This is a genomic window from Aestuariivirga sp. (genome assembly GCF_046294715.1).
Classification (GTDB): Bacteria; Pseudomonadota; Alphaproteobacteria; order Rhizobiales; family Aestuariivirgaceae; genus Aestuariivirga.
Window position 1 is genome coordinate 21,576 of the sequence record NZ_JBKBKI010000007.1, and the last position, 23,825, is coordinate 45,400.

At 66.1% G+C, this 23,825-nt stretch carries 22 protein-coding genes; 13 read left to right on the forward strand and 9 right to left on the reverse strand.

Features of this window, described 5'->3' with window-relative positions:
• Nucleotides 1-47: 47 nt before the first annotated feature.
• Nucleotides 48-1,166: an alanine dehydrogenase gene (ald, locus tag ACK4HL_RS06875; protein ID WP_409757679.1), complete on the reverse strand. Its 1,119-nt coding sequence runs from the start codon at nucleotides 1,164-1,166 to the stop codon at nucleotides 48-50.
• A 123-nt stretch (nucleotides 1,167-1,289) separates the two neighbouring features.
• Between ald and ACK4HL_RS06880 the strand changes: the two genes are divergently transcribed.
• Together ACK4HL_RS06880 and ACK4HL_RS06885 are read left to right on the forward strand one after the other, a co-directional pair.
• Nucleotides 1,290-1,766, forward strand: coding sequence for an Lrp/AsnC family transcriptional regulator (locus tag ACK4HL_RS06880; RefSeq protein WP_409757682.1), 477 nt, complete (start codon nucleotides 1,290-1,292; stop codon nucleotides 1,764-1,766).
• Between the two features lies 1 nt (nucleotide 1,767).
• Nucleotides 1,768-2,514 (forward strand): hypothetical protein, encoded by a 747-nt coding sequence (locus tag ACK4HL_RS06885; RefSeq protein ID WP_409757685.1) that lies wholly within the window; start codon nucleotides 1,768-1,770, stop codon nucleotides 2,512-2,514.
• Here ACK4HL_RS06885 and ACK4HL_RS06890 read toward each other — a convergent pair.
• Together ACK4HL_RS06890 and ACK4HL_RS06895 are read right to left on the reverse strand one after the other, a co-directional pair.
• Nucleotides 2,511-3,446, reverse strand: a complete 936-nt coding sequence (locus ACK4HL_RS06890; RefSeq protein ID WP_409757688.1) for a DMT family transporter — start codon at nucleotides 3,444-3,446, stop codon at nucleotides 2,511-2,513. The genes ACK4HL_RS06885 and ACK4HL_RS06890 overlap by 4 nt on opposite strands.
• 80 nt (nucleotides 3,447-3,526) lie before the next feature.
• Nucleotides 3,527-4,993, reverse strand: a complete 1,467-nt coding sequence (locus ACK4HL_RS06895) for a PLP-dependent aminotransferase family protein (RefSeq protein ID WP_409757691.1) — start codon at nucleotides 4,991-4,993, stop codon at nucleotides 3,527-3,529.
• Nucleotides 4,994-5,083: 90 nt separating this feature from the next.
• On the opposite strand from ACK4HL_RS06895, the gene ACK4HL_RS06900 reads away from it, so the two are divergent.
• From ACK4HL_RS06900 to ACK4HL_RS06925, 6 genes are read left to right on the forward strand one after another with little or no spacing between them, the layout of a single operon-like run.
• Nucleotides 5,084-7,891: a molybdopterin oxidoreductase family protein gene (locus ACK4HL_RS06900; protein WP_409757694.1), complete on the forward strand. Its 2,808-nt coding sequence runs from the start codon at nucleotides 5,084-5,086 to the stop codon at nucleotides 7,889-7,891.
• A complete protein-coding gene (locus ACK4HL_RS06905) occupies nucleotides 7,888-8,685 on the forward strand; it encodes a 4Fe-4S dicluster domain-containing protein (protein WP_409757697.1) in 798 nt (265 codons plus the stop codon). The genes ACK4HL_RS06900 and ACK4HL_RS06905 overlap by 4 nt, the downstream gene beginning before the upstream one ends.
• A 2-nt stretch (nucleotides 8,686-8,687) precedes the next feature.
• Complete coding sequence (locus tag ACK4HL_RS06910; protein ID WP_409757700.1) at nucleotides 8,688-9,617, forward strand: dimethyl sulfoxide reductase anchor subunit family protein; 930 nt, start codon at nucleotides 8,688-8,690, stop codon at nucleotides 9,615-9,617.
• Nucleotides 9,617-10,438, forward strand: a complete 822-nt coding sequence (locus ACK4HL_RS06915; RefSeq protein WP_409757703.1) for an MBL fold metallo-hydrolase — start codon at nucleotides 9,617-9,619, stop codon at nucleotides 10,436-10,438. Before ACK4HL_RS06910 ends, ACK4HL_RS06915 begins: the two co-directional genes overlap by 1 nt.
• 44 nt (nucleotides 10,439-10,482) lie before the next feature.
• Complete coding sequence (bmt, locus tag ACK4HL_RS06920) at nucleotides 10,483-11,499, forward strand: betaine--homocysteine S-methyltransferase (protein ID WP_409757706.1); 1,017 nt, start codon at nucleotides 10,483-10,485, stop codon at nucleotides 11,497-11,499.
• Nucleotides 11,500-11,543: 44 nt separating this feature from the next.
• The gene (locus ACK4HL_RS06925) at nucleotides 11,544-13,034 is read left to right on the forward strand and encodes an AAA family ATPase (RefSeq protein WP_409757709.1); all 1,491 of its coding nucleotides are present in this window, start codon (nucleotides 11,544-11,546) and stop codon (nucleotides 13,032-13,034) included.
• Here the strand turns inward: ACK4HL_RS06925 and ACK4HL_RS06930 are convergent.
• Together ACK4HL_RS06930 and ACK4HL_RS06935 are read right to left on the reverse strand one after the other, a co-directional pair.
• Nucleotides 12,994-13,923 carry a Gfo/Idh/MocA family protein gene (locus ACK4HL_RS06930; RefSeq protein WP_409757712.1) on the reverse strand — a complete coding sequence of 310 codons (930 nt, stop codon included), beginning with the start codon at nucleotides 13,921-13,923 and terminating at the stop codon, nucleotides 12,994-12,996. The two genes, ACK4HL_RS06925 and ACK4HL_RS06930, sit on opposite strands and share 41 nt — an antisense overlap.
• A 4-nt stretch (nucleotides 13,924-13,927) precedes the next feature.
• Nucleotides 13,928-15,169 carry a cysteine desulfurase-like protein gene (locus tag ACK4HL_RS06935; protein WP_409757715.1) on the reverse strand — a complete coding sequence of 414 codons (1,242 nt, stop codon included), beginning with the start codon at nucleotides 15,167-15,169 and terminating at the stop codon, nucleotides 13,928-13,930.
• 159 nt (nucleotides 15,170-15,328) lie between these two features.
• On the opposite strand from ACK4HL_RS06935, the gene ACK4HL_RS06940 reads away from it, so the two are divergent.
• Entirely contained in the window at nucleotides 15,329-16,030 is a 702-nt protein-coding gene (locus tag ACK4HL_RS06940; protein WP_409757718.1) for a corrinoid protein, read from the forward strand.
• 17 nt (nucleotides 16,031-16,047) lie between these two features.
• Nucleotides 16,048-16,683, forward strand: a complete 636-nt coding sequence (locus ACK4HL_RS06945) for a DUF1638 domain-containing protein (protein ID WP_409757721.1) — start codon at nucleotides 16,048-16,050, stop codon at nucleotides 16,681-16,683.
• Between the two features lie 27 nt (nucleotides 16,684-16,710).
• On the opposite strand, the gene ACK4HL_RS06950 is transcribed toward ACK4HL_RS06945, so the two are convergent.
• The 4 genes from ACK4HL_RS06950 to ACK4HL_RS06965 are packed head-to-tail and all read right to left on the reverse strand — an operon-like array spanning nucleotide 16,711 to nucleotide 20,244.
• On the reverse strand, nucleotides 16,711-17,094 hold the full coding sequence (locus ACK4HL_RS06950; RefSeq protein WP_409757724.1) for a GFA family protein: 384 nt from the start codon (nucleotides 17,092-17,094) through the stop codon (nucleotides 16,711-16,713).
• A complete protein-coding gene (locus ACK4HL_RS06955) occupies nucleotides 17,091-18,002 on the reverse strand; it encodes a homocysteine S-methyltransferase family protein (protein ID WP_409757727.1) in 912 nt (303 codons plus the stop codon). The genes ACK4HL_RS06950 and ACK4HL_RS06955 overlap by 4 nt, the downstream gene beginning before the upstream one ends.
• 2 nt (nucleotides 18,003-18,004) lie before the next feature.
• Nucleotides 18,005-18,664: a ferredoxin gene (locus ACK4HL_RS06960; RefSeq protein WP_409757730.1), complete on the reverse strand. Its 660-nt coding sequence runs from the start codon at nucleotides 18,662-18,664 to the stop codon at nucleotides 18,005-18,007.
• Between the two features lie 2 nt (nucleotides 18,665-18,666).
• On the reverse strand, nucleotides 18,667-20,244 hold the full coding sequence (locus ACK4HL_RS06965; protein WP_409757732.1) for a trimethylamine methyltransferase family protein: 1,578 nt from the start codon (nucleotides 20,242-20,244) through the stop codon (nucleotides 18,667-18,669).
• Between the two features lie 179 nt (nucleotides 20,245-20,423).
• Here ACK4HL_RS06965 and gcvA point away from each other — a divergent pair, with 179 nt between their 5' ends.
• The 3 genes from gcvA to ACK4HL_RS06980 are packed head-to-tail and all read left to right on the forward strand — an operon-like array spanning nucleotide 20,424 to nucleotide 23,821.
• On the forward strand, nucleotides 20,424-21,356 hold the full coding sequence (gcvA, locus tag ACK4HL_RS06970) for a transcriptional regulator GcvA (protein ID WP_409757735.1): 933 nt from the start codon (nucleotides 20,424-20,426) through the stop codon (nucleotides 21,354-21,356).
• Nucleotides 21,353-22,912, forward strand: coding sequence for a trimethylamine methyltransferase family protein (locus ACK4HL_RS06975; protein ID WP_409757738.1), 1,560 nt, complete (start codon nucleotides 21,353-21,355; stop codon nucleotides 22,910-22,912). Before gcvA ends, ACK4HL_RS06975 begins: the two co-directional genes overlap by 4 nt.
• Before the next feature lie 3 nt (nucleotides 22,913-22,915).
• Nucleotides 22,916-23,821, forward strand: a complete 906-nt coding sequence (locus tag ACK4HL_RS06980) for a carbohydrate kinase family protein (RefSeq protein ID WP_409757741.1) — start codon at nucleotides 22,916-22,918, stop codon at nucleotides 23,819-23,821.
• The last annotated feature ends 4 nt before the right edge of the window (nucleotides 23,822-23,825 follow it).

Consider the following 23,825-nt stretch of genomic DNA (forward strand, 5'->3'; position numbering starts at 1 on the left):
GGGGGAGTGCCCCGGCCATCCGAATGCCCGGATCTGCTGACGAGGGATCAGGCCGCCATCGCCTTCTCGGCGGCGACGTAGCTGTAGCCGAGGTCGTCGGCCACCGCCTTGTAGGTCACCTTGCCGTTGGCCACGTTGAGGCCGTTCATCAGGTGCGGATCGTCGCTCAGCGCCTTCTTCCAGCCCTTGTTGGCGATCGCCAGGGCGAAGGGGAGCGTCACGTTGTTGAGCGCGAAGGTCGAGGTGCGGGCAACGCCGCCCGGCATGTTGGCGACGCAGTAATGGATGACGCCGTCCACCACATAGGTCGGATCGGCGTGGGTGGTGGCCTTCGAGGTTTCGGCACAGCCGCCCTGGTCGATCGCGACGTCGACCAGCACCGAGCCGGGCTTCCAGTCCTTCAGCATGGCCTTGGTGACGAGCTTGGGCGCCGCGGCGCCGGGGATCAGCACGCCGCCGATCACCAGGTCGGCCGTGGCGCATTCGTCCTCGACCGCCCCTTGAGTCGAATAGATCGTCTTGATCGAGGTGCCGAAGCGGGCGACGAGCTCTTCCATGCGGTCGGTGTTCTTTTCCAGGATCGTCACGTCCGCACCCATGCCGAGGGCGATGATCGCCGCGTTGGTGCCGACCACGCCGCCGCCGAGGATGACGACCTTGCCCGGCGCCACGCCAGGCACGCCGCCCAGCAGCACGCCGCGTCCGCCCTGTGCCTTCTCGAGGCAGTGGGCACCCGACTGGACCGACATGCGGCCCGCGACCTGGCTCATCGGGGCGAGCAGCGGCAGCCCGCCGCGGGCCGAGGTCACCGTCTCGTAGGCGATGCAGATGGCGCCGGAATTGACGAGGTCCTTGGTCTGCTCCGGATCGGGAGCGAGGTGGAGATAGGTGTAGAGGATCTGCCCGGGGCGCAGCATCTTGCGCTCCACGGCCTGCGGCTCCTTCACCTTCACGATCATGTCGGCCTTGGCGAAGATCTCTTCCGCCGTGGGGATGATGGTGGCGCCGGCATGGGTGTAGTCGGCGTCGGTGGCCCCGATGCCGGAGCCGGCATTGGCCTGCACCCAGACCTGGTGCCCGTGGCGCACCGCTTCGCGCACGGAGGTCGGCGTCATGCCCACCCGGTACTCATGGTTCTTGATCTCTTTCGGAACGCCGATCAGCATGGAAAAAACCCTCCCTGTTTGGTGCCGGGAACCTATCAAGAATCGCCTCGAATGAATTTCCGAAGAGGGTTCCGGAGCAGTGCAGCATTGAAATGTTCTTCGAAAGAATGCTAATTACTCCGAATGTCATCCCGCGATCTTGACAAGACGGACATGATCATCCTGTCCGAGTTGCAGAAGAACGCCCAGCGGCCCATCGCCGACCTGGCCCAGAAGGCCGGCCTCTCGCCGTCCTCCTGCCACAGGCGGGTCAAGCTCCTCGAGGAGGCGGGCGTCATCCAGTCCTATACCGCCAATCTCGACCGCGCCGCCCTGGGCCTTGCCAACGAGTTCTTCGTCGAGGTGTCGCTTTCCGCCCAGACGGAAGAGGCCTTCGAGAAATTCGAGAAGGCGGTGCAGCGGGTGCCGGAAATCCTCGAGTGCCACCTGATGAGCGGCCAGTTCGACTATCTCCTGCGCGTTGCCGCCGCCGATGCCTCCGACTACGAGCGCATCCACCGCTCGCGGATTTCGCGCCTGCCCGGCGTGCAGCGCATCCAGTCCTCTCTGGCGCTGCGCACGGTGAAGGGCTGGGGCGGCTATCCGATCTGGGATAAGTGACATGCTGAAGAGCCTTCCGGTCCACATGCTCTGGGTTTCAGGCGAGCTGTCCCGGCTGGCGCGCCTCTCGCTGGCGAGCTTCAGGGCCAATGGCTACCGCGTCACGCTGTGGAGCTATGATCCGGAGCATCTCCGGGGCGAGGCGGGCGATGTGCTGGATGCCGCCGTGATCCTGCCTCTGGCCGAGGAGGAAGCCGCCAACATGGCCTATCTCACCAGCCTGTTCCGCTATCGCCTGCTGGCGGAACGGGGCGGCATCTGGTCCGACATGGACGTGGTGGCGCTTGCGGACGACCCGCAGATCGAGGCCGTGCCGCTTGTCGCCTCGGAAAAGCGACGACCCTTCCGCCACGCCGAGCCGACGCCCACGGGCGAGAGCCTCACCCAGGTGACGAACTGCTTCATGGTGAACCCGGAGCCCAGGGCGGGCGACCTGTGGCACCGGGCGGTGGGCCGCGTGGTCGCGCTCAATCCGGAAGAGCGCAGCTGGGAGAACGTGGGTCCGCACATGCTCTCGGACCTGATGCTGAAGCAGCCGGAGGAAGATGTGGCGATCCTGCCGCCGGAGGCCGTCGATCCCGTGGCGTGGTGGAACGTGCCGGGCTTCTTCCTCGAGGACAGGGAGCCGCCCGCTTCGCCTTTCATGCACATGTATGCCACGATCTGGGCGCGGCGCGGCGTCGATGCCGATCAGCCCTTTGCCGCCCATTCGCTGGCCGGCAGGCTCTGGCGGCGCTTCGGGCTCTAGCCCAGCGAGCGGTCGAGCTGCCGGTCGCGCAGGATCATGAGGATGCCGGCGACGATCACGATCGCTGCTCCTGCCCACGTGTAGATGTCGGGGAAATCGCCGAACAGCACGAGCCCGAAACTCACCGCCCAGATCATGGCGGAATACTCGAAGGGCGCCACGAAATTGGTTTCCGCCAGCTTGTAGGCGTTGATGAACAGCAGCATGGCGAAGCCCGCGAGCACGCCATGGCCGAGCAGCAGGGCTGCGTCGAACGGACCGGGCCATACCCAGGGCCGCGACAGGAAGACGAGGCTCGGATGCTCGAAGCTGCCGAAATCGACCGTGTTGAACAGGATGAGGATGGCGATGGCCAGGGCCGCATAGACGATGTTCTGCCAGGTCGCGATGATGATCGGCGCGACATTCTGGGAAAGCGGGCGCCCCAGCATCTGCCCCGTCGCGTAGCCGAAGGCGGACATGAGCGCCAGCAGGGCGGCGGGCTCGAACACGCCGACACCCGGCCGCACCATGATCAGCACGCCGACGAAGCCGGCGACGATCGCCATCCAGCGGTGCAGCCTCACCCGCTCGCCGAGCATCGGCCCGGCCATTCCCGCCACGAAGAAGGGCATGGTGAAATAGATCGCCACGCCGTTGGCGATCGGCATGGCGGCGATCGCCAGCACGAAGGAGAGATAGGCGGCGGCGAGGATCAGCCCGCGCAGCAGCACGCGCGGCCACAGCGGCGTTCCGATGGACCAGCCCCGTCCTTCCTTCCACAGCAGGAAGCCGACGACCGGCACCGAACCGATGCAGCGGAACAGCAGCGTCTCGTAGGCCGGGTAGCCCGAGGACATGTATTTCACAACCGCGTCCTGCGCCGAGGCCAGCCCGATGCCTGTCAGGATGCACAGCGTTGCGAGCGCGCGGTTGTCGGTGGGAGACTGCATGAAACCGCATTAGCCGTGGCGCAGGCCACGCGGAAGGGGCCGGAGCGGCATGGCTGGTCTTCTTCGGGCTCTCTTGCCTTTCAGCCGCGAACCAGCCCCGCCAGCAGGCGGATGCCCGGCTCGATCTTCTTCTCGTCGATGGAGGAGAAGGCAAGGCGATAGAAGTTGCGCGGCGGGTTGGCGGCGCCGAAGGTGACGCGGCCGGCCTCGATCAGCACCCCGCGGGAGGCAGCCTCTCGCGCCAGCTCTTCGCTGTCGAGCCCTTCGGGGGCCTTCACCCAGAAGCTGGTGCCGCCGAAACTCGGCACCCGGCTGGCATCGGGGAGGTGCCGGTTCAGCGCCTCGCCCATGATCTCCCAGCGGCTCCTGTAGGCGCGGTGCAGGCGGCGGATCAGCGTGTCGTGATGGCCAAGGGAAAGAAAGAGCGCGGCGGTTCGCTGGTTGTTGTTCGGCGCATGGCGCACCATGAGCCGGCGCAGCGCCCTGGCCTGGGCCACCACCTCCTTCGGCGCCACGAGAAAGCCCAGCCTGAGGCCGGGGAACAGCGTCTTCGAAAGAGAGCCCACATAGATGACGCGGCCCTCGTCATCGAGCGACTTCAGCGCCGGGCAGGGCTCGTTCACGTAGTTCGTCTCGAACTCGTAGTCGTCCTCGATGATGACGACGTCATGCTTCGCCGCCCGCCTCAGGAGCTCGAGGCGGCGCTCGAGCGGCATCGTCACCGTGGTGGGGAACTGGTGGCTGGGCGTGGTGAAGACGACGTCGCAGGAATTGAACTCCTCGCCCGGCACCAGCCCCTTCTCGTCCACCGGCAGGAGCGACACGTGCGCCGTGCAGAGCCGGAAGATGTTGCGCACGTCGGGATAGCCCGGTTCCTCCATGCCGACCCGCGTGCCGGGCCTGACCAGCAGGCTGGTGAGGAGGTAGAGGGCGTTCTGGGCGCCGAGCGTCACCAGGATTTCGTCGTCGCCGGCCATGATGCCGCGGCGCGGCAGGATGCGGCGGCGGATCTGCTCGACGAGCAGCGGATCGTCATGGGCCCAGGTGTCGTTGGTCCAGGAGCCGAGCCATTTCTTGCCCAGCGCCTGCCGGGCGCAGTCGCGCCATTCGGCCAGAGGGAACAGCGTGTGGTCCACCTGGCCGTAAATGAAGGGGTAGGCGTAGGACTGCCAGTCGAGCGGCTTCGAGACATTGGCCTGATTGGCGGGCTCCATGGTGAGGCGGCTCGCCCAGTCCAGCCCGCCGCCGGCGACCGGCGCCGGCTTGATGGCCAGCCGGGGCGGGGCCGCCGTTTCGATGGCCTTCTCGGAGACGTAATAGCCGGAGCGTTCGCGCGCCACGAGATAGCCGTCGTCGAGCAGGCCCTGGTAGGCCAGGACCACGGTGTTTCTCGAAACGCCAAGGCTCTTTGCCATCTTTCGGGTGGAGGGAATGGGCTCTTCCCGGGCCAGCTGGCCATCGAGTATGGCGGAGACCAGCGCCTCCCGGATCTGAGTCTGGAGGCTGGCGTGTTCGTTTCTCCGGATATGGACGAGCCAATCGCGCAAGCTTGGTACCTGTGAAGGGTCCGACTGGACCTATCATAGTGCCAAGAGAGCCGTTAGAGTAGCAGAGATTGAACCCCAGGCTGCATGAGCATGACCGAGCCCACCGTGAATACCCAGCTCCGCACCTGGGACGAGATCAAGACGACGACCTGCTACATGTGCGCCTGCCGCTGCGGCATCCGCGTTCACCTGAAGGACGGCCGCGTCACCTACATTGACGGCAATCCGGCCCATCCCGTGAACAAGGGGGTGATCTGCGGCAAGGGTGCCGCCGGGATCATGCAGCATTATTCCCCCGCCCGCCTTTCGAAGCCGCTTCTGCGCGTGGGCGAGCGCGGATCGGGCGAATTCCGCGAAATCGAGTGGGACGAGGCACTCGGCCTCGCCACGCAATGGCTGGGCGAGGTGAGGGCAAAGGACCCGAGGAAGCTCGCCTTCTTCACCGGCCGCGACCAGAGCCAGGGCCTCACCGGCTGGTGGGCGACGCAGTTCGGCACACCCAACTACGCCGCCCATGGCGGCTTCTGCTCGGTCAACATGGCGGCGGCCGGGCTCTATACCTTCGGCGGCTCCTTCTGGGAATTCGGCGAGCCCGACTGGAAGCACACGAAATACTTCATGCTGTTCGGCGTGGCCGAGGACCACGCCTCGAACCCCATCAAGAAGGCGCTGGGCCAGCTGAAGGCCCGCGGCGCCAAGATCGTGTCGATCAACCCGATCCGCACCGGCTATTCGGCGATCGCGGATGAATGGGTGGGCATCCGCCCGGGAACCGACGGGCTTTTCGTGGGCGCTCTCATCCACGAGCTGTTGAACAGCCAGAAGATCGACGGCGAATACCTGCTGCGCTACACCAACTCGCCCTGGCTGGTGATCGAGAACGAAGGGGGTGCCGACGACGGCCTCCTCGCGCGCAACGCGCAAGGCTCCGCCCTCGTGTGGGACGGCCATTCGAACTCGCCCATGCCCGCACTTTCGCCCGACGCCGCGCCGAAGCTGATGGGGCGCTACAAGCTGCCGGATGGCCGCCGCGTGGCCACCGCCTTCACGCTGATCGCCGAGCGTTTCCTCGAGCCGGAGTGGTCGGCGGCGAAGGTGGCGGCGCGCTGCGGCGTTCCGGCGGAGACGATCCGACGCATCGCCGCCGAGCTCGCGCACACCGCCTTCGCGGAAGAAATCGCCCTCGACGTTCCGTGGACGGATCATCTCGGCCGCTACCACGAGAAGACGGTGGGCCGCCCCGTCTCCATGCACGCGATGCGCGGCATCTCCGCCCATGCCAACGGCTTCCAGACCTGCCGCACGATCCACCTGCTGCAGATTTTGCTCGGCACCATCGATGTGCCGGGCGGCTTCCGCTACAAGCCGCCGTTCCCAAAGCCGCCGCCGCCCGGTCTCAAGCCGGCGGGGAAGCCCGGCCAGGTGAAGCCCGGAACACCGCTGCCCGGACCGCCGCTGGGTTTCGTCACCTCCCCGGAAGACCTGCTGGTGGACCTGGAGGGAAGGCCGCAGCGCATCGACAAGGCCTATAGCTGGGAGGCCCCGCTCGCCGCCCATGGCATGATGCACATGGTCATCACCAATGCCGCCAGGAAGGACCCGTACGGCATCGACGTGCTGTTCATGTACATGGCGAACATGAGCTGGAACTCGGCGATGAACGTGCCGGACACCATCCGCTACCTGACGCAGAAGGAAGAGGACGGCTCCTACACCATACCGAAGATCATCTATTCGGACGCCTACGCCTCGGAGATGGTGCATTACGCGGACCTCGTGCTGCCGGACACCACCTATCTCGAACGCTGGGACTGCATCTCGCTCCTCGACCGGCCGATCTCGGAGGCCGATGGACCGGCGGATTCGATCCGCCAGCCGGTGGTGGAGCCGGACCGCGACGTGCGCCCCTTCCAGACCGTGCTGCTCGACCTCGGCGCCAGGCTGGGCCTTCCCGGCATGACGCGCACCGACGGCTCGCCGCGCTATCCCGGCGGCTACCCGGATTACATCGTGAACCACGAGCGAGCACCCGGCATCGGCCCGCTCGCCGGCTTCCGCGGCCCCGACGGCCGCTCGCAGGGCAGGGGCACGCCCAACCCGGAACAGCTGCAGCACTACATCGAGCACGGCTGCCACTGGTACTACGAGCTGCCCGAGCACATGCGCTACTACCGCCATGTGAACTGGGCCTATCTCGACTGGGCCACCTTCTTCGGCTTCATCGGCAAGCCCGATCCGGTGATCCACCAGCTTTATTGCGAGCCGCTGCAGAAGTTCAGGCTGGCCGCGCGCGGCCACGGCAAGGCGGTGCCGCCTGCGGAACACCGGCAGCGCATCGCCGATCATTTCGACCCGATCCCCTTCTGGTACCCGCCCTTCGAGGGCGAGATGGTCTCGGGCGAGGACTTTCCCATGCATGCGGTGACGCAACGGCCCATGGCGATGTATCATTCCTGGGGCTCCCAGAACGCCTGGCTCCGGCAGATTCTCGGGCGGAACTGGCTCTACATGGCGCGCGAGATGGCGGCGAAACTCAAGATCGCCGATGGCGACTGGGTCACCGTCACCTCGCACCATGGGCGGATCAGGGCGCAGGCGAAACTGATGGACGGCGTCAACCCCGAGACCGTATGGACGTGGAACGCCATCGGCAAGCGTTCGGGCGCCTGGAACCTGGAGCCGGGCGCGGACGAATCGAAGAAGGGCTTCCTCTTGAACCACCTGATTTCCGAACTGCTGCCGGAGCGCGAAGGCGGCTACCGCTATTCGAACAGCGATCCGGTGACAGGCCAGGCCGCCTGGTATGACCTGCGCGTGCGGGTGGAGAAGGCGACGGAGAAGGGTGAAGCCAGCCAACCGCAATTCGCAACGCTGAAGCCGCTCGCGGGGGCCGAATGACCACGCTTCCGCCCCCTTCCGCGAAGAAGCTCGGCCTCGTCATCGATCTCGACACCTGCGTGGGCTGCCAGGCCTGCGCCACCTCCTGCAAGGAGTGGAACACGCAGGGCTATTCCGCGCCCCTCAACGACGAGAACCCCTATGGCGCGGAGCCTTCCGGCGTGTGGCTCAACCGCGTCCACGGCTATGAGGTGAAGGAGGAGGGGCAGGCGCAATCGCGCATCGTGCATTTCCCGCGCTCCTGCCTCCATTGCGAGGAGCCGGCCTGCGTCACCGTCTGCCCGACGGGCGCGAGCTACAAGCGTGCGGAAGACGGCATCGTGCTGGTGAACCCCGAGACCTGCATCGGCTGCAAGCTCTGCTCCTGGGCCTGCCCATACGGCGCGCGCGAATATGACCAGGCCCACGGCGTGATGAAGAAATGCACGCTCTGCGTGGACAGGATCTACAACGAGAATTTCGAGCCGGAGGACCGGCTCCCCGCCTGCGTCAAGGCCTGCCCCACGGGAGCGCGGCACTTCGGCGACCTGGGCGATCCCGCCTCGCCCGTCTCGCAACTCGTGGCGGAGCGCGGCGGCTACGACCTTCTGCCGGAGATGGGCTACAAGCCGGTGAACAAGTATCTCCCGCCGCGGGCCCGCCGCGATGCCACGACGAGCGCGCCGCAAGCGCTGCCGAAGCAGGATGGCTCCGCCTTCGACCGCCTCTTCGCCTGGGCGGACAGGGTGCTCTCCGCGCGGAACGTCACTGCCGGTGCCGCTGAGGCCGACCACTCCGCCAAGCTCGAAGGCTGACCATGCATCCCGCCTATTCCGTCATCCTCTTCACCACGGCCTCGGGCGCGGGCTACGGCCTGCTGGCGCTTCTCGGGCTGGTCGGCTTCAACCATGGCCAAGCCTCGAGCCTCGCCTTCGGCCTCGTCTCGATGTTGATCGCGCTGGGGCTCGTCACCGTCGGGCTTCTGGCGTCCACCTTCCATCTCGGCCATCCGGAGCGAGCCTGGCGGGCCTTCTCGCAATGGCGCTCCTCCTGGCTCTCGCGCGAAGGCGTCGCGGCGGTGCTCACCTATGTGCCGGCACTGGGATTCGGGCTCACGTGGTCCGGCCTCGTCGAGGTGCCCGGCTTCATCGGTCCTCTCGGGCTGCTCAGCGCCGCCATGGCGATGGTCACCGTCTATTGCACCGGCAAGATCTATTCGACTCTCACGACGATCCGCGCCTGGAACAACGGCCTCACCGTGCCGGTCTATCTCTCCTTCAGCCTGGCGACGGGGGCGGCGCTGCTCGCAGGCATAACCTCCGTCTTCGGCAATTTCCCGGGTTTTCTCGTTATCCTGGCGAGCCTGCTGAGCGTGCTGACCATCGGCCTCAAGCTCGCCTATTGGCACGCCATCGATACCGCACTGCGCGCCCGGACGATCGAGGGCGCCACCGGCCTCGGCCGTATCGGCCGGGTGAGCCAGTGGGAGGTGCCGCACACCTCCGAGAACTACGTGCAGAAGGAGATGGGCTATGCCGTGGCCCGCAAGCACGCGGCGAAGCTGCGGCGGCTGGTGATCCTGCTTCTCGGGCTCGCGGTTCTGCTGCTTGCGCTCTCCTGGCTGCTGCCGCCCGTTGCAGTGCTTGCAGCGGCTGCGGCCCTTGCGGCGGCGGTGTTCGAGCGCTGGCTGTTCTTCGCCGAGGCCCAGCACGTGGTGACGCTCTTCTACGGCGCCAAGGCCGCCTGATGCTGGCCAAGGGCGTCACATGGCTCGATGACTGGTTCGCCCTCGAGGAGGTGGCGCCCGGCGTCATCGCCATTGGCGAGCCCCGCTATTACCAGATCAACTGGAACTATCTGATCCTGGGCACCCGTCGCGCCCTCTTGTTCGACACGGGGCCCGGCGTGCGCGACATCGCCCGCGCGGTGCGCAAGCTCACCACGCTGCCCGTCACCGCCTTGCCCTCGCACATGCACTTCGACCATACGGGCGGCCTCTCCGGCTTCGGCGATGTGGCGCTTCCCGACATTCCGGTGCTGCGCGCCTGCGACCAGGCCGGATGGCTGATGCCGACGGACGATCTCTATGTCGGCTGGTGGGAAGGGATGAGCTGGACGCCGGTGAAGATCGGCCACTGGCTTGCCATTGGCTCGTCGATCGATCTGGGAGGCAGGGTGCTTGAGCTCCTTCACACGCCGGGTCACTCGCCGGACTCCATTTCACTCCATGACCGGGCGGGCGGCATCTTCTTCGCAGCGGATTTCGTCTATCCCGGCAAACTCTATGCGCAGATCCGCAACTCGGATCTCAAGTCCTACCTGGAGACCGCCGAGGCCGTTCTGCCGCTACTCGACGAGGGCACGACCATTCTCAGCGCCCATGGGCGGCCGGACTCCGATCGCCTCCACCGCGCTCCGCGCCTCGCCCCGCAGGACGTGGCGGACCTCGGCCATTCCCTGCGCAAGCTCAAGGCAAGCGGCGAGCGACCGGAATCCTGGCCCGTAAACCAGCGGATGTCGCTCCTGCTCTCGGAAGACGCGTTTGCCTCTTGGCAAGAGGGTGGCTGATCATATAAAGACTTCTTTATGTCCTTATCCCGTCGGAGGCTCCCATGACCCATCCGTCCTTCACCGAAGCCCTCGCATCGCGGCCATGGCTGCTCGCCGACGGCGCCACCGGCACCAATTATTTTCAGATGGGCCTGGTTTCCGGCGACGCCCCCGAGATGTGGAACTTCGAGCACCCGGAGCGGGTGCGTTCGCTGCACCGCCGCTTCATCGAAGCCGGCGCCGACATCATCCTCACCAACTCCTTCGGCGGCAACCGCCACCGCCTGAAGCTGCACAATGCACAGGACCAAGTGCGGGAGATCAACGTCGCCGCGGCGCAGAACGCACGCGCCGAGGCCGACGCGGCAGGCCGGCCCGTCTATGTCGGGGGCTCGGTTGGCCCCACGGGCGAGATCATGCAGCCGGTGGGCGCCCTTTCGCACGAGGAAGCGGTGAAGGCCTTCGCCGAGCAGGCCCTGGCGCTCAAGGAAGGCGGGGCGGACGTGATCTGGATCGAGACCATGTCCTCCGAAGAGGAATTGCGGGCAGCCGTCGAGGGGGCGGCTCAGGCGGGCCTCCCCATCGTCACCACCATGAGCTTCGACACCAACGGCCGCACCATGATGGGGATCACCCCGAAGGCCTTCGGCGCGCTGACGGCGGCGCTTCCCGTCCAGCCTGTCGCCATAGGTGCGAACTGCGGGGTGGGAGCTTCCGAACTCGTCGCCACCGTGCTCGGCATTTCGGGGGCGCGGCCCGATGCCGCGGTCGTCGCCAAGGGCAATTGCGGCATTCCGCAGTATGTGGACGGCCACATCCACTATTCCGGCACGCCGGAACTCATGGCCGATTATGCCCGGATCGCGCTCGACGCGGGGGCGAAGATCATCGGCGGCTGCTGCGGCACGAGCCCCGAGCACCTCGCCGCGATGAGGAAGGCGCTCGAGACGCACACGAAGGGCGAGCGCCCCGCGCTGGAACTGATCGAGCAGAAGCTCGGCCCCGTCTCCGAACTCGCAAGGGGTGTGGATGTGGCGGCCGCGGGTGCTGCCCGCCGGGAGCGCCGCCGCGGGAATTGACCCCCGTCAATGAACGCCGACGCCGGGCGCGGCATTCTCGCGCCATGTTCGACACGTCATTTCTCAAGGGCGAGACCTGGGGCTTCCCCGGGCAGGCGGTGGAGCATGTCGAAACCCATGCGGCGCATGTGTTTCTCGTCGATGGCCGGGCCTTCAAGATCAAGAAGCCGGTGAAGCTTCCGTATCTCGATTTCTCGGACCGCGCGAAGCGGAAAGAGGTGCTTGACGCGGAACTCGCCATCAACCGCGTCTTTGCGCCCGACCTTTATCTCGGCGTCGAGGAGGTTCGGAGGGAGCCGGTGTTGGTGATGCGCCGCTTCCCCGCCCATTCGCTGCTCGCCTGGCAGATGGCGCATGGCGAGATCGGCGCTCAACTCGCCCGTCGTCTCGCCGCCATGGCGGCGAAAGCGCATGCGGTGGCACCGCGGCGCGAGACGCGCGGCTCCGACATCATGTCGGGACTCGCCGCGCAGCTCGCCAATGCATTCACCGACTCGCCCGACATATTCCACCCCGCCGAGACGCTCGAATATCATGGGCTCTGCCAGTCCTCACTCAAGCAGCACAAGGCACTGCTGAATGAGCGCAGCGAGCGCGGTCTCGTCCGCCGCTGCCATGGCGACATGCACAGCGGCAACATCATCGTGGAGGAAGGAGAGCCCAAGCTCTTCGACGCTATCGAATTCAGCGAGAAGATCGCCACCATCGACGTGCTCTACGACCTGGCCTTCCTGCTCATGGACCTGTGGACGCATGGCGAGCGCACCGCCGCCAATCTGGTGTTCAACCAGTATCTCCACCTCCGCCGCGCTGAGGAGGATCTCTCGGGCTTGGCGCTGCTGCCCCTCTTCCTTTCGACGAGGGCGGGGGTGCGGGCCCTCGTCACCGCCGACCTTGCACACGAACTGGCCCTCAAGAACTCGATGAAGGAGCGCGGGCAGGCGCTGGACTGGTTCCGGGCGACGATCGCCTACCTGAAGCCCCGCCCGCCCGTGCTCGTCTGCATCGGCGGCCTCTCTGGCACGGGCAAATCGACGCTCGCCGCACGCCTCGCATCCGGCCTTGGCTCCGCACCCGGTGCGCTCCATGCGAGAAGCGATGTCGAAAGAAAAGTCCTGGGGGGCGTGGCGGAGACTGAGCGGCTGCCGGAAAAAAGCTATTCGCGCCAGGCATCCTTCGCCGTTTACGAGGCCTGCTTCTCGCGTGCCGAAAGGGCGCTCGCCGCCGGCCACGCCGTGATCCTGGATGCCGTCTTCGCGCAGGAGGAAGAGCGCCGCGCCGCGGCCGAGCTGGCGCGCCGGCATGCCGTGCGGTTCGCCGGCATCTGGCTGGAGGCGCCCGCTGATGTGCTGAAGTCGCGGGTGAATGCGCGGCGCGGCGATGCCTCGGATGCGACGCCCGAGGTGGTGGAAAGGCAGCTTCGCTATGATCTGGGCGCGCTCGACTGGTCCCGCGCCGATGCTTCCGGCACACCGGGCCAGGTGCTCTCCCGCGTCAGAAAAATGCTTCCGTTTCCCGCCGCCGGCCCAGCATGAAGCAGTCCGAGACGAGCCGAAGCGGGGCGCCGTCCACGTGCGAGCGACCGCTGCGCAAGAGCTCCGCGAAATGGGCGTAGATGCCCTCATACTCGGCCATGGGTGCTGCGATGACCTCTGTACCGCCAACGTGAAGCTCTGTGCCGCCTTTTCTCAATTGCAGCTTCAGCCCGTCTGCGGTTTCGACGTCGATGTTCCAGCTCTGCTCGCCCGTCTGCCGCCAGTCGAGTTCGGCGGTGAGCTTCGCCTCGCCTTCCCATGACGGCTTGAACGTGATCTTGGCGGCGATGGGTGTGGACTTGTTCTCGGGCGTCTCCAGAACGCAGGTCGCGACGAAGATGGGCTGCGGCAGGATCTTGGTGACGATCGAGAAGGCGTTGATGCCGGGGTCGAACACACCGAAACCTCCCGGTTCCCATATCCACTCCTGGCCGGGATGCCAGTGGCGCACGTCCTCCTTCCAGCTCACGTGGAGTCGCGAGACGGCCTTGCCCGCGAGCAGCCGCTTCGCCTCGTCCACGGCCGCGTTGTATTGCGAGTGCCAGGTGGTGAAGAGGATGCGCCCCTTCGTGCGTGCGTGCGCGGCGATCGCGTCGAGTTCACCCACCGTCGGCGTCGGCGGCTTTTCCATCAGCACATGGAGCCCGGCATCGAGTGCGTCGCGCGCGATGGCATAGCGCGGCTCTGGCGGCATGCAGAGAGACACGGCATCGAGGGCGAGGCCGCTCCGGAACAGCTCCGCCGGGGTGCGGAAGGCGGGAACTTCGCCATGCCCGCCGCGTGAAGAGACGACGGCGGCAAGTTCGAAATCAGGGTTCTTCGCCACCACCGGCAGGTGCTGGTCCTGCGCGATCTTTCCCAGTCCGATGATGCCGAGCCTGAAGGCCATCTTGTCACGCGCTCCTGATCTGGCGGGTGAGGGAGGAGAGCAGAGCGTCCACCTCCGCTTCCGTATTGTAATGCGCAAGTCCCACGCGCAGCACGCCGCCCTTGTCCATCAGCCCCATGCGTGCGACCGGCTCGACCGCGTAGTTGTGGCCGGACCAGACGAAGATATTGTCCCGAGCGAAGCCCTTGGCGAGCGCCTGTGGATGATGCCCCTCGAGCGTGAAGGACACGGTTGGCACGCGGCGGTGCATGGCGTTCGCCGAGGCGATGCCGCGGATGGTGAGGCCCTTGAAGCCCTTCAGCCCCTCGATCAGGCGCAGCGTAATCCGGTGTTCATATTCGGCGAGCCGGCCCCAGGCGGACGCGATGCGCTTCGCCCGCGTATCACCCTGGCCGAACTGCTCCAGATATTCGATGGCGCCCAGCGTTCCGGCCATGCCCTCATGCGAGAGGGTGCCGGTCTCGAACTTCGAGGGGAGCTCCTCGCCGGCGGGGCGCACCTTGTAGCCGTAGGTTTCCTTCAGCACCGCCTCCCGGCCCCACAATATGCCCTGGTGCGGGCCAAACCACTTGTAGGCAGAGGAAACGACGAAGTCGGCGCCGAGATCCTGAACGTCGATCGCGTAATGCGGCGCGTACTGAACGCCGTCGAGATAGACCAGCGCCCCCGCGGCCCTGGCTTCGGCCGCGAGGCGCTTCACGTCGCTCACCGTGCCGGTGCAGTTGGACGCCATACCCATGGCGAGAAGCCGTGTCCTGTCGCTCAGCACCCGGGTGAGCGCGTCGTCGGGGAACTCGTAGGTTTCGGTGTCGAAATCCATCCAGCGCACCACGAGGCCGAGATCTTCGGCCAGCAGCAGCCATGGTGCCACGTTGGCGTCGTGGTCCATGCGGGAAAGCACGATTTCGTCGCCGGGCCGGAACCGCTTGCCGAGGCAGCGCGACATGTGGAGGGTCAGCGTCGTCATGTTCTGGCCGAACACGATCTCGGAGGCGGAGGCGGCGTTGTAGAAATCGGCGCAGGCCTGGTGCGCCAGGTCCACGAGCTTGCCGGCCTCAACCGTCGTGGTGAAATAGCCGCCGAGGTTGGCGTTCTTGGTGGTGAGGCATTCCACCGTCCGGTCGATAACCTGGCGGGGTACCTGGGTTCCGGCCGGGTTGTCGAAATAGACCCGGGGACGCCCCCCGTCGGCGATCGAGAGGGCGGGGAACTGGGCGCGGCAAGAGGCGACGTCGAAGGCGGTCATCTAATAATCCAGTATCGACAAAGGGAAGGTACCCTTAAACGGCCTTTCCCCTTGCCTCAACCGTCGCTTTCCGGCATGTGGACGTCGCCCGCTGGCAGAGCCCTTCCTGCGGCGACGGCTATCGTGATCCCCTGAAGATTTCCGGTCCGGAGACAGCTGATGAGCGACGATGGTGAACTTGACCTGAACTCCCTCAATGACGAGGAGCTGGTGCAGCAGGTCCATGACGACCTCTATGACGGCCTGAAGGAAGAAGTCGAGGAGGCGGTCCACATCCTTCTGAACCGTGGATGGGCACCCTACAAGGTTCTCACCGAGGCGCTGGTCGAGGGCATGCGCATCGTCGGCGTCGATTTCCGTGACGGCATCCTCTTCGTTCCGGAAGTGCTGCTGGCCGCCAACTCCATGAAGGCCGGCATGTCCATCCTCCGCCCGCTCCTGATCGCTACGGGTGCGCCGCGCCAGGGCAAGATGGTGATCGGCACGGTGAAGGGCGACATCCACGACATCGGCAAGAACCTCGTGGGCATGATGATGGAGGGTGCGGGCTTCGAGGTGATCGACCTCGGCATCAACAACCCTGTGGAGAAGTATCTGGACGCGATCGAGCAGCACAAGCCGGACATTCTCGGCATGTCGGCGCTGCTCACCACCACGATGCCCTACATGAAGGTGGTGATCGACACCATGAAGGAGAAGGGCATGCGCGAGGACTACGTGGTGCTCGTCGGCGGCGCGCCCTTGAACGAGGAATTCGCCAAGGCCATCGGCGCCGACGCCTATTGCCGTGACGCGGCCGTGGCGGTGGAAACCGCCAAGAGCTTCATGGCAAGAAAGCACAACCAGCTCGCGGCGGGCTGAAATCCGGAGGGTCGCTCATGACCCTTGTCAATCTCAAGCCATCCGATGAATACGAGTTCAAGCCGGGCCAGGGGAAGGTGCTTCTCCTGGCCTGCGGCGCTTTGGCCCGCGAGATCGTCGACCTCGTGGAGCGCAATCGCTGGGAAGGCTTCGACCTCCAGTGCCTGCCCGCCAAATGGCACAACACGCCGGACAAGATCGTGCCGGCGCTGCGCGAGAAGATTGCGCAAGCCAAGGGGCGCTACCAGTCGATCTATGTTCTCTACGGCGATTGCGGCACCGGGGGAGAGATCGACCGGCTGCTGGCGGAACAGGGAATCGAGCGCATAGAGGGCCCGCATTGCTATGCGTTCTTTTCGGGCAATGCCGAGTTCGAGAAGCATGCGGACGAGGACGTGACGGCCTTCTTCCTGACCGACTATCTTGCCCGCCATTTCGACAAGCTGATCTGGGAAGGCCTGGGACTCGACCGGCACCCGGAGCTGCTGCCGCTCTATTTCGGCAACTACACCAAGATCGTCTTCCTCGCCCAGACGCGTAACGAAGACCTGGCGAAGAAGGCCATGGAAGCCGCCAAGCGCCTGGGTCTTGCCTATGAATACCGCTATACCGGCTATGGCGAGCTCGAGACGGGGCTGAAGGCGAGAGCCTGATGGACTGACCGCAAGAAGGACCGGATTCTACCAACGGTCCTTCCGATAGGAGCCTCCGGCAATCTCGTAGTAATCTCCGGCACTCGCGCAGAAGATATGGCCTTCGAGCGGTGCGCCCGAAGGGCCGTCGATGGAGCCGGCAGCGATGGAGGTGGTGTCGCTGCCGTCCTCCTTCCAGAACAGCACGGAGCCGCACTCCATGCAGAAGCCGCGCTGTGCCTTCTCGCTCGAGCGGAACCACTTGAGGCCGTCCTGCCGCCTCAACGCCAGTTCGCCGTCGGCGCAGGATGTGGCCGACATGTAGGTTCCCGTCTGCTTCCGGCACTGCGTGCAGTGGCAGGCGATCGTCGGCCGCAAGGCTCCCCGCACTTCGAAGCTCACTGCACCGCACAGGCATGATCCGGTCTTCACGATTTGAATGCCTCCGCCAAAGCCGAAATGTGTTCGGGCCCCAGGCCGCAGCAGCCGCCGAAGGCGAGAACCCCCTTGCTTTTCCAAACCTTCGATCTCGCCACGAGTTCCTCGGGCGGGATGATGTCGACGAAGGTCCACTCCGGCATCTTGAAATAGCCGCTCTCCGGATAGGCTCCGATCGGACCCTTCCAGTGCCGACGCAGGATGTCGATAGCCTCGTCGGTGTCGTTCGGCGAAGTGTGCATGATGCTGATGAGGTCCGGTTCGCGGGCTGCGAGCACGCGAACGACATCCTCGAAGGCTTGGTCCTCACGCCCGAACCCGGTGAGCTTACCGTTCTTCTGGCGTTCGGCCGAGATGCCGACCCAGACCGGAAGGCGGGTGGCCTTGGCCGCCTCGGTGGCCCACACGGAGTAGTCCTGGTCGCGCATCATTTCCATCATGATGAGGTCGACCTTGCAGGCCGCGAGATTGTCAGCCTTGCGCTTGAACAGCGTGCGGGCCTTCGCTTCAGGCCATTCCTGCTGCTTCGAGGTTCGGTCGCTCCCCGGAACGACCGGCCGCATGGTGGACATCGAGCCCGCCACGGCCACCGCATGGCCGGCTGCGGCCTGTTTAGCGATCGCCACCGCCGCGCGGTCGATCTCCAGCATCTCCTCGTCGCGGCCCAGCGCGTTGAAGAGCAGGGCCGAGGTGGCGAAGGTGTTGGCGATGATGATCTCGGCACCGGCCCTGATGTAGTCCTCGTGCACCTCGCGCACCACGTGCGGATGCGTGATGTTCGCCTCGGCGCACCAGGTGCTGCTGCTCATCGGCACGCCCCGGCGCTGGATGTCGGTTCCCGTACCGCCGTCCAGAATGATGGTTTCGCCGCGCGCGAGCTTGTCCCTTATGTGGTCGTACATGTTCATGCCTTCTGGCGCGCCGCGAGGAAGGCGCGCATGTGGAATTCAGCCTGTGCGGGAGCATAGGCAAAGCCTTGTCCCACAGGACAGGCGTGCCGCGCAAGGCAACCGCGCGACATGCACTCCCTTCCGGCCTCGCGCCCCACGTGGCCCGCGCAGGCCGCAACGTCATAACGCGTGCCGTCGAAGGCGGAGACGGGACAGGCGGCGAGGCAGGGCTTCTCCGCACAGCGCTCGCAGGGGTGGGGCCCGGCCGCCGGAGGCGGCAGGTCGAAGGCGACCGGGAACAGCAGCGCCGCGCGATAGGCGTGCCACAGGCCGTAGGTGGGGTGGATGTTGAGCCCCAGCGGCGAGACATGCCCGGCGCCGCCGCGCCGCGCCCAGGTGAGGAAGGGCCATGGCGGATCCGTGTCGAAGGGATAGGCGGCCCTGGCCTCGAGATCGCGCGCCAACTGCGCGACCGTGTCGCGCGTCCACTCGTCCATCGTTTCCCGGGCGGGATCGCGTTCGCGCGCGAAGCGGCGGAACATGTCCGGGCCGGCATTGCCGATGAGAATCACGAAACGCGCGCCCTCCGGCACCTTGTCGTCGGGCGACGGCGCAAACCAGCCGAGCGGCGTGAATGCCGCCCGGCGGATCGCCGTCAGAACCGGGTGTTCCACGCTTACGCCCAGCGCGGATCGCCCGGCTCCATCACGCTGCGCGGCAGCTTGATGTCGTGCTTGGCGCGGATCGCCTCGTCGACCTGGCGCGGAATGTAGTCCGGGTAATAGGTTGAGAGGATCTCGCGCTTGCGGGCGGCGGCGCGCTCGACGAGGTCGGGCTTGCCCGCCTCGTTCCACTCCTTGGGGCTCATGCGGTTCGCCACGTGCGGATAGACGTATTCCTTCTGCATGAGGGAAAGCGTCTGCTCGTTGCCGAGATAGTGCCCCGGACCTTCGAGGCAGACCTGCGAGATCACCTCGAGGGAGAGCGTGTCCTCGTTCACCTCGATGCCGCGGACGTTGCGGTTGATCGAGCCCAGCATGTCGTTGTCGATCAGCAGGCTCTCGAGGCAGAAGCCCAGCAGCGATGCGTGCATGCCGGCGGATTCGTAAAGGAGGTTGATGCCGGTCATGGCGGAGATGCCGGCGGTGACGCCCTTCTCGTAGCCGGCCTGCATGTCCGGCATCTTGGAGTCGCACATGCCGGCGGCGGAGCCGACCGTGAGATTGTAGAAGTGCCCCATCTGGGCGCAGCCCGAGGTGATGAGCGCCTGCTCTCCCGAGCCGCCCGACATGGCGCCGGTGCGGAGGTCGGACACGAAGGGCCATGGGCCCCAGATCGCCACCGCGCCGGGGACGACGCAGTTGATGTAGACGAGGCCGGCGAGGCATTCCGCCACCGCCTGCACCACGGTTCCGGCAAGCGCCGCGGGCGATGTGGCGCCGGCCTGCGCGGCCGACAGCAGCAGCACCGGCATGCCGCCCCTTGCGGCCACCTCCAGGCAGCGGCAGGCGTCCTCGGCGAACTTCATCGGCGGCACCACGAAGCAGTTTGACTGCGACACGAATGGCCGCTCGCGCCACTTGTCCTCGCCGCCCGCCACGAAATGCAGGATCTGCAGGCATTCCTCGACATGCGCCGGATCGACCATGGAGGTGCCGACGTGCTTCTGCGTTCCGGCGATGCAGGCATACATGGTGTTGATGTCGAGGTCGTGGCCGGTGAGCATGTCGCGCGCGGTGACCGGGCGCTGGTAGAAGTGGATGTGCTCGCAATTGTCCACGATGCGGCCCGCGTCGTAGAGGTCGACCAGCACCGACTCGCGGTATTCCCGGGTCTTCGGCTCGACGATGTGGACGGCCGCACCAGCCGTGCCGAAGTAGACCTTGTTTCCCGAGGGTTCCATGTCGTGCTTCGGGTCGCGCCCGTGGAGAACGAAGTTTCTCGCACAGCTTGCCAGCGTATCTTCGACGAGGCTTGCAGGAATGCACAGGCGGCCCTGCGGGCTGAGCCAGCAGCCCCTGGCCGTCATCGCCTCGACGCAGCTCGGTATCGCCTGCGCCAGGCCCACGGTTTCGAGCAGCTGCAGCGCGGTGCGGTGGATGCGCTGCATGTCGTGCTCGGAGAGCGGCTTGTACTGGCCGCCTTCCATGCCTGGCCGCACGGCCGCCTCGGCCATGGGAATGGGGCGGGAGCGCAGGGCACGGCGGGCTTCGCGGCCGCCGCGGCGGCGGGAAAGGTCTTCGACAGCACTCATGAAAAAGACTCCTGATTTGCCCCTATATCCCCCGTTTCGCGGCCCGGTTTCAATGGCCTATCTTTTTCCGGGCAGCGTCAATATTTTTCACCACATTTCGGTGCAATCCCTGTTTTCCCCTCTTATCGCCCGAATTTCATTGGTGATAAAAGGCGGCCTCGACCCAGTGGTGAGGAAACTTGGCCAGACGAGACCTGCCCCCCTTGCGTGCGCTGACCGCCTTCGAGGCCGCGGCCCGGCTCGGCAGCTTCAGGCTGGCGGCGAGCGAACTCGGCATCACCCGCTCGGCCGTGAGCCACCAGGTGAAATCGCTGGAGCAGCGCCTCGGCGTCCAGCTGTTCCGGAGGGATGCCCGCCGGGCCGAACTCACCCAGGCCGGCCACACTTATTTTCCCCCGGTCCGCGAGGCCTTCGACATGGTCGAGGCGCAGACCCGGGCGCTGAAGCCCTCGGCGGCGGACAATGAACTCACCGTGCAAGTCTATGTCACGGTGGCGCTGAAGTGGCTGATCCCGCGCCTTCATGATTTCGAGCGCCGATTCCCGGACATGAAGGTGAGGCTCTCCACCTCCTATTTCGACTGGGACTTCGACGAGAAGAACGTCGACGTCGGCTTCATCCTCGCGCGCAACCGTTCGCCCGACCATTATTACCGGACGCTGTTCAACTCGCGGCTCACGCCCATCTGTTCGCCCGAGCTGCTGAAGGGCCCGAACGCGCTGAAGACGCCCGAGGACCTGAAGAAACACAAGCTGCTTTATGTCTATACCGCCGAGGAGGACTGGCACATCTGGCTCGAGGCGGCGGGCGTGAAGGGCATCAAGCTGTCCGACCGCCTGGCCTTCGACAGCTACATCCTGGCCCAGGAAGCCGCGATCGAGGGCAGGGGGGTGGCGATGACCATCGGGCCCTTCGCCACCGAGGAGATCAAGCTTGGCCGCCTCGTGCAGCCCTTTCCCCTGAAGGTGCAGCACCGGCATAACTGGCTCTTCGCATGCAACGCCGAGCACCGCATGAAACCCAAGATCAAGCGCTTCGAGGAGTGGCTGGCGAAGCAGATCGCTGCCGATCCGGCACTCGAGCCCTACCGCGAAAAAGGAAAGCCCACGTGACCAACATCGAAGCCGAGACCCCCCGCAGAAGCCGCCGCGAGGGGGGAGGCCGCCGCGGCGGGGGCGGCGGCCAGGCCGCCGTACCGCAGGTGCCGCGCCGCAAGCTGAGGCGGGCCTTCCCTCCCATGGAGATCGTCTCGGTGGATGAGCTCGAGGCAATCCACCACGCCTCGCTGAAGGTGCTCTGCGACATCGGCATGGACTTCACGCTGCCGGAGGCGCGCGACATGCTGAAGGCGGCGGGCGCCAGCGTCGCCGGCGAGCGCGTTCGCTTCGACCCTGCCATGATCGAAGAGCTGGTCTCGCACGCGCCCTCGCGCTTCACATTCCACGCCCGCAACCCGGAAAACGACCTGGAGATCGGCGGTGATGCCATCTGCTTCGGCACGGTGGCGAGCCCGCCCAACAGCGCCGACATGGATGGCGGGCGGCGGACCGGCAACCACGCCGATTACCGGAACTTCCTCAAGCTCGCGCAATATTTCAACTGCATCGGCTTTCTCTCGGGCTATCCCGTGGAACCGATCGACATCCACGCCTCGGTCCGTCACCTCGAGGCCCTGCGCGACATGGTGCTGCTCACCGACAAGCCGTTCCATGCCTATTCGCTGGGCACCGAGCGCATCCGCGATGCGATCGAGATCGCCCGCATCGGCCGCGGCATCCCGGGAGGGCAGCTCGAAGAGCAGCCATCGCTCTTCACCATCATCAACACTAATTCGCCCCTGAAGCTCGATACGCCCATGCTGCGCGGCATCATCGAGATGTCGTCGCGGAACCAGATCGTCTGTGTGACGCCCTTCACGCTGGCGGGCGCCATGGCCCCCGTCACGGTGGCAGGCGCGCTCGTCCAGCAGAATGCCGAGGCACTGGCCGGCATCGCCTTCGCCCAGCTCGTGCGCAAGGGTGCGCCTGTCATCTATGGCGGCTTCACCTCCAACGTCGACATGAAGTCGGGCGCACCCGCCTTCGGCACGCCTGAATACATGAAGGCGACGATCGTCGGCGGCCAGCTGGCGCGGCGCTACGGCATCCCGTTCCGCACCTCCAACACCTGTGCCGCGAACACCGTCGATGCGCAGGCGGCTTATGAGAGCGTCTTCTCGCTGTGGGGCCTCACGATGGGTGGCGGCAACCTCATAATGCATGGCGCGGGCTGGCTCGAAGGCGGCCTGGTGGCGAGCTTCGAGAAGTTCGTGCTCGATTGCGACCTGATCCAGATGGTCGGCGAGTTCCTGCAGCCACTCGACACCAGCGAGGATGCCTTGGGCGTCGAGGCGATCCGCGAGGTTGGCCCCGGCGGCCACTTCTTCGGCGCGCAGCACACGCTCGCCCGCTACACCAGCGCCTTCTATGCACCGATCATCTCCGATTGGCGCAACAACCAGCAGTGGCTGGCGGCGGGCAAGCCCGAGGCCTGGCAGAGGGCCAACGCCGTGTGGAAACAGGCGCTCGCCGATTATCAGCAGCCCGCGATCGATGCGGCGGTGCGCGAAGAGCTCAACGCCTTCGTCGACCGCCGCAAGGCCGAGGGCGGTGCGCCGACGGATTTCTGAGGAATGATGGCGCGCGTCATCGTCATCGGCGGCGCCAATGTCGACATCAAGGGCCGTTGCGGCGCCCCCTATGTTTCCGGAACCTCGAACCCCGGCGACGTCACCGTTTCTCCGGGCGGTGTCGGCCGCAACATCGCCGACAATCTCGCGCGGCTCGGCATTGCGGCTTCGCTCTTTACGGTTCTGGGGAAAGATGCGAACGGGGAGTTCCTGCGCACAGCTTGCGCGGCGGCAGGGATCGACCTCTCGCACACCGTAACCTCTGATGCGGCCACCGGCACCTACCTGGCCGTGCTCGACGATACGGGAGAGATGGTCAGCGCCGTGAGCGACATGCATGCCATCGAGGGTCTCGCGCCCGCTCATCTCGAAGCGGCCGCCAGCCACCTGGCAGCGGCCGACATGCTGGTGGCGGATTGCAACATTCCTGTCTCCTGTCTCGCCTGGCTCTGCGCCTTCGCAGCGGATCACGGAAGGCGCCTGCTGATCGAGCCGGTCTCGGTCGCGAAATCGGCGAAGCTCCTGCAGTTCGAGCGCGCGCAGCCTGTCTTCGCGGTGACCCCGAACATGCAGCAGCTCGCGGCGCTTGCGGGGGGCGACGTGCACCGGCTCCACGAGAGGGGCTTTGCCAACGTCGTTGTCCACCGCGGCGGAAAGGGCGCCCTCGCTTCGGACGGGCAGATAAGCGTGGAGGTTGCGCCACTTTGCACTGCTGCGGCGGTGGCCGACGTGACGGGTGCCGGCGATGCGGCCGTCGCGGGGCTGGTCTGCGGCCTCGTCGAAGGCCGGACGCTGGTGCAGGCCGCGCGGCTCGGCCAGGCTGCCGCGGCCAGCAAGATTTCATCGCGCGAGTCGGTGGCGATGGGCCTCGCCCGTGATAGGGTCTTCCGCCTCGCGGGATTACCATAGGGAC

What these genes read in the sequence shown, in the direction of transcription:
- ACK4HL_RS06905 (WP_409757697.1), top strand. Translation starts at nt 7,888, where the DNA reads ATGACCACGCTTCCGCCCCCTTCCGCGAAGAAGCTCGGCCTCGTCATC.
- ACK4HL_RS06925 (WP_409757709.1), top strand. Translation starts at nt 11,544, where the DNA reads ATGTTCGACACGTCATTTCTCAAGGGCGAGACCTGGGGCTTCCCCGGG.
- ACK4HL_RS06965 (WP_409757732.1), bottom strand. Translation starts at nt 20,244, where the DNA reads ATGAGTGCTGTCGAAGACCTTTCCCGCCGCCGCGGCGGCCGCGAAGCC.
- ACK4HL_RS06880 (WP_409757682.1), top strand. Translation starts at nt 1,290, where the DNA reads ATGTCATCCCGCGATCTTGACAAGACGGACATGATCATCCTGTCCGAG.
- ACK4HL_RS06980 (WP_409757741.1), top strand. Translation starts at nt 22,916, where the DNA reads ATGATGGCGCGCGTCATCGTCATCGGCGGCGCCAATGTCGACATCAAG.
- ACK4HL_RS06910 (WP_409757700.1), top strand. Translation starts at nt 8,688, where the DNA reads ATGCATCCCGCCTATTCCGTCATCCTCTTCACCACGGCCTCGGGCGCG.
- ACK4HL_RS06885 (WP_409757685.1), top strand. Translation starts at nt 1,768, where the DNA reads ATGCTGAAGAGCCTTCCGGTCCACATGCTCTGGGTTTCAGGCGAGCTG.
- ACK4HL_RS06930 (WP_409757712.1), bottom strand. Translation starts at nt 13,923, where the DNA reads ATGGCCTTCAGGCTCGGCATCATCGGACTGGGAAAGATCGCGCAGGAC.
- ACK4HL_RS06945 (WP_409757721.1), top strand. Translation starts at nt 16,048, where the DNA reads ATGACCCTTGTCAATCTCAAGCCATCCGATGAATACGAGTTCAAGCCG.
- ACK4HL_RS06900 (WP_409757694.1), top strand. Translation starts at nt 5,084, where the DNA reads ATGACCGAGCCCACCGTGAATACCCAGCTCCGCACCTGGGACGAGATC.
- bmt (WP_409757706.1), top strand. Translation starts at nt 10,483, where the DNA reads ATGACCCATCCGTCCTTCACCGAAGCCCTCGCATCGCGGCCATGGCTG.
- ald (WP_409757679.1), bottom strand. Translation starts at nt 1,166, where the DNA reads ATGCTGATCGGCGTTCCGAAAGAGATCAAGAACCATGAGTACCGGGTG.
- ACK4HL_RS06915 (WP_409757703.1), top strand. Translation starts at nt 9,617, where the DNA reads ATGCTGGCCAAGGGCGTCACATGGCTCGATGACTGGTTCGCCCTCGAG.
- ACK4HL_RS06940 (WP_409757718.1), top strand. Translation starts at nt 15,329, where the DNA reads ATGAGCGACGATGGTGAACTTGACCTGAACTCCCTCAATGACGAGGAG.
- ACK4HL_RS06890 (WP_409757688.1), bottom strand. Translation starts at nt 3,446, where the DNA reads ATGCAGTCTCCCACCGACAACCGCGCGCTCGCAACGCTGTGCATCCTG.
- ACK4HL_RS06955 (WP_409757727.1), bottom strand. Translation starts at nt 18,002, where the DNA reads ATGTACGACCACATAAGGGACAAGCTCGCGCGCGGCGAAACCATCATT.
- ACK4HL_RS06935 (WP_409757715.1), bottom strand. Translation starts at nt 15,169, where the DNA reads ATGACCGCCTTCGACGTCGCCTCTTGCCGCGCCCAGTTCCCCGCCCTC.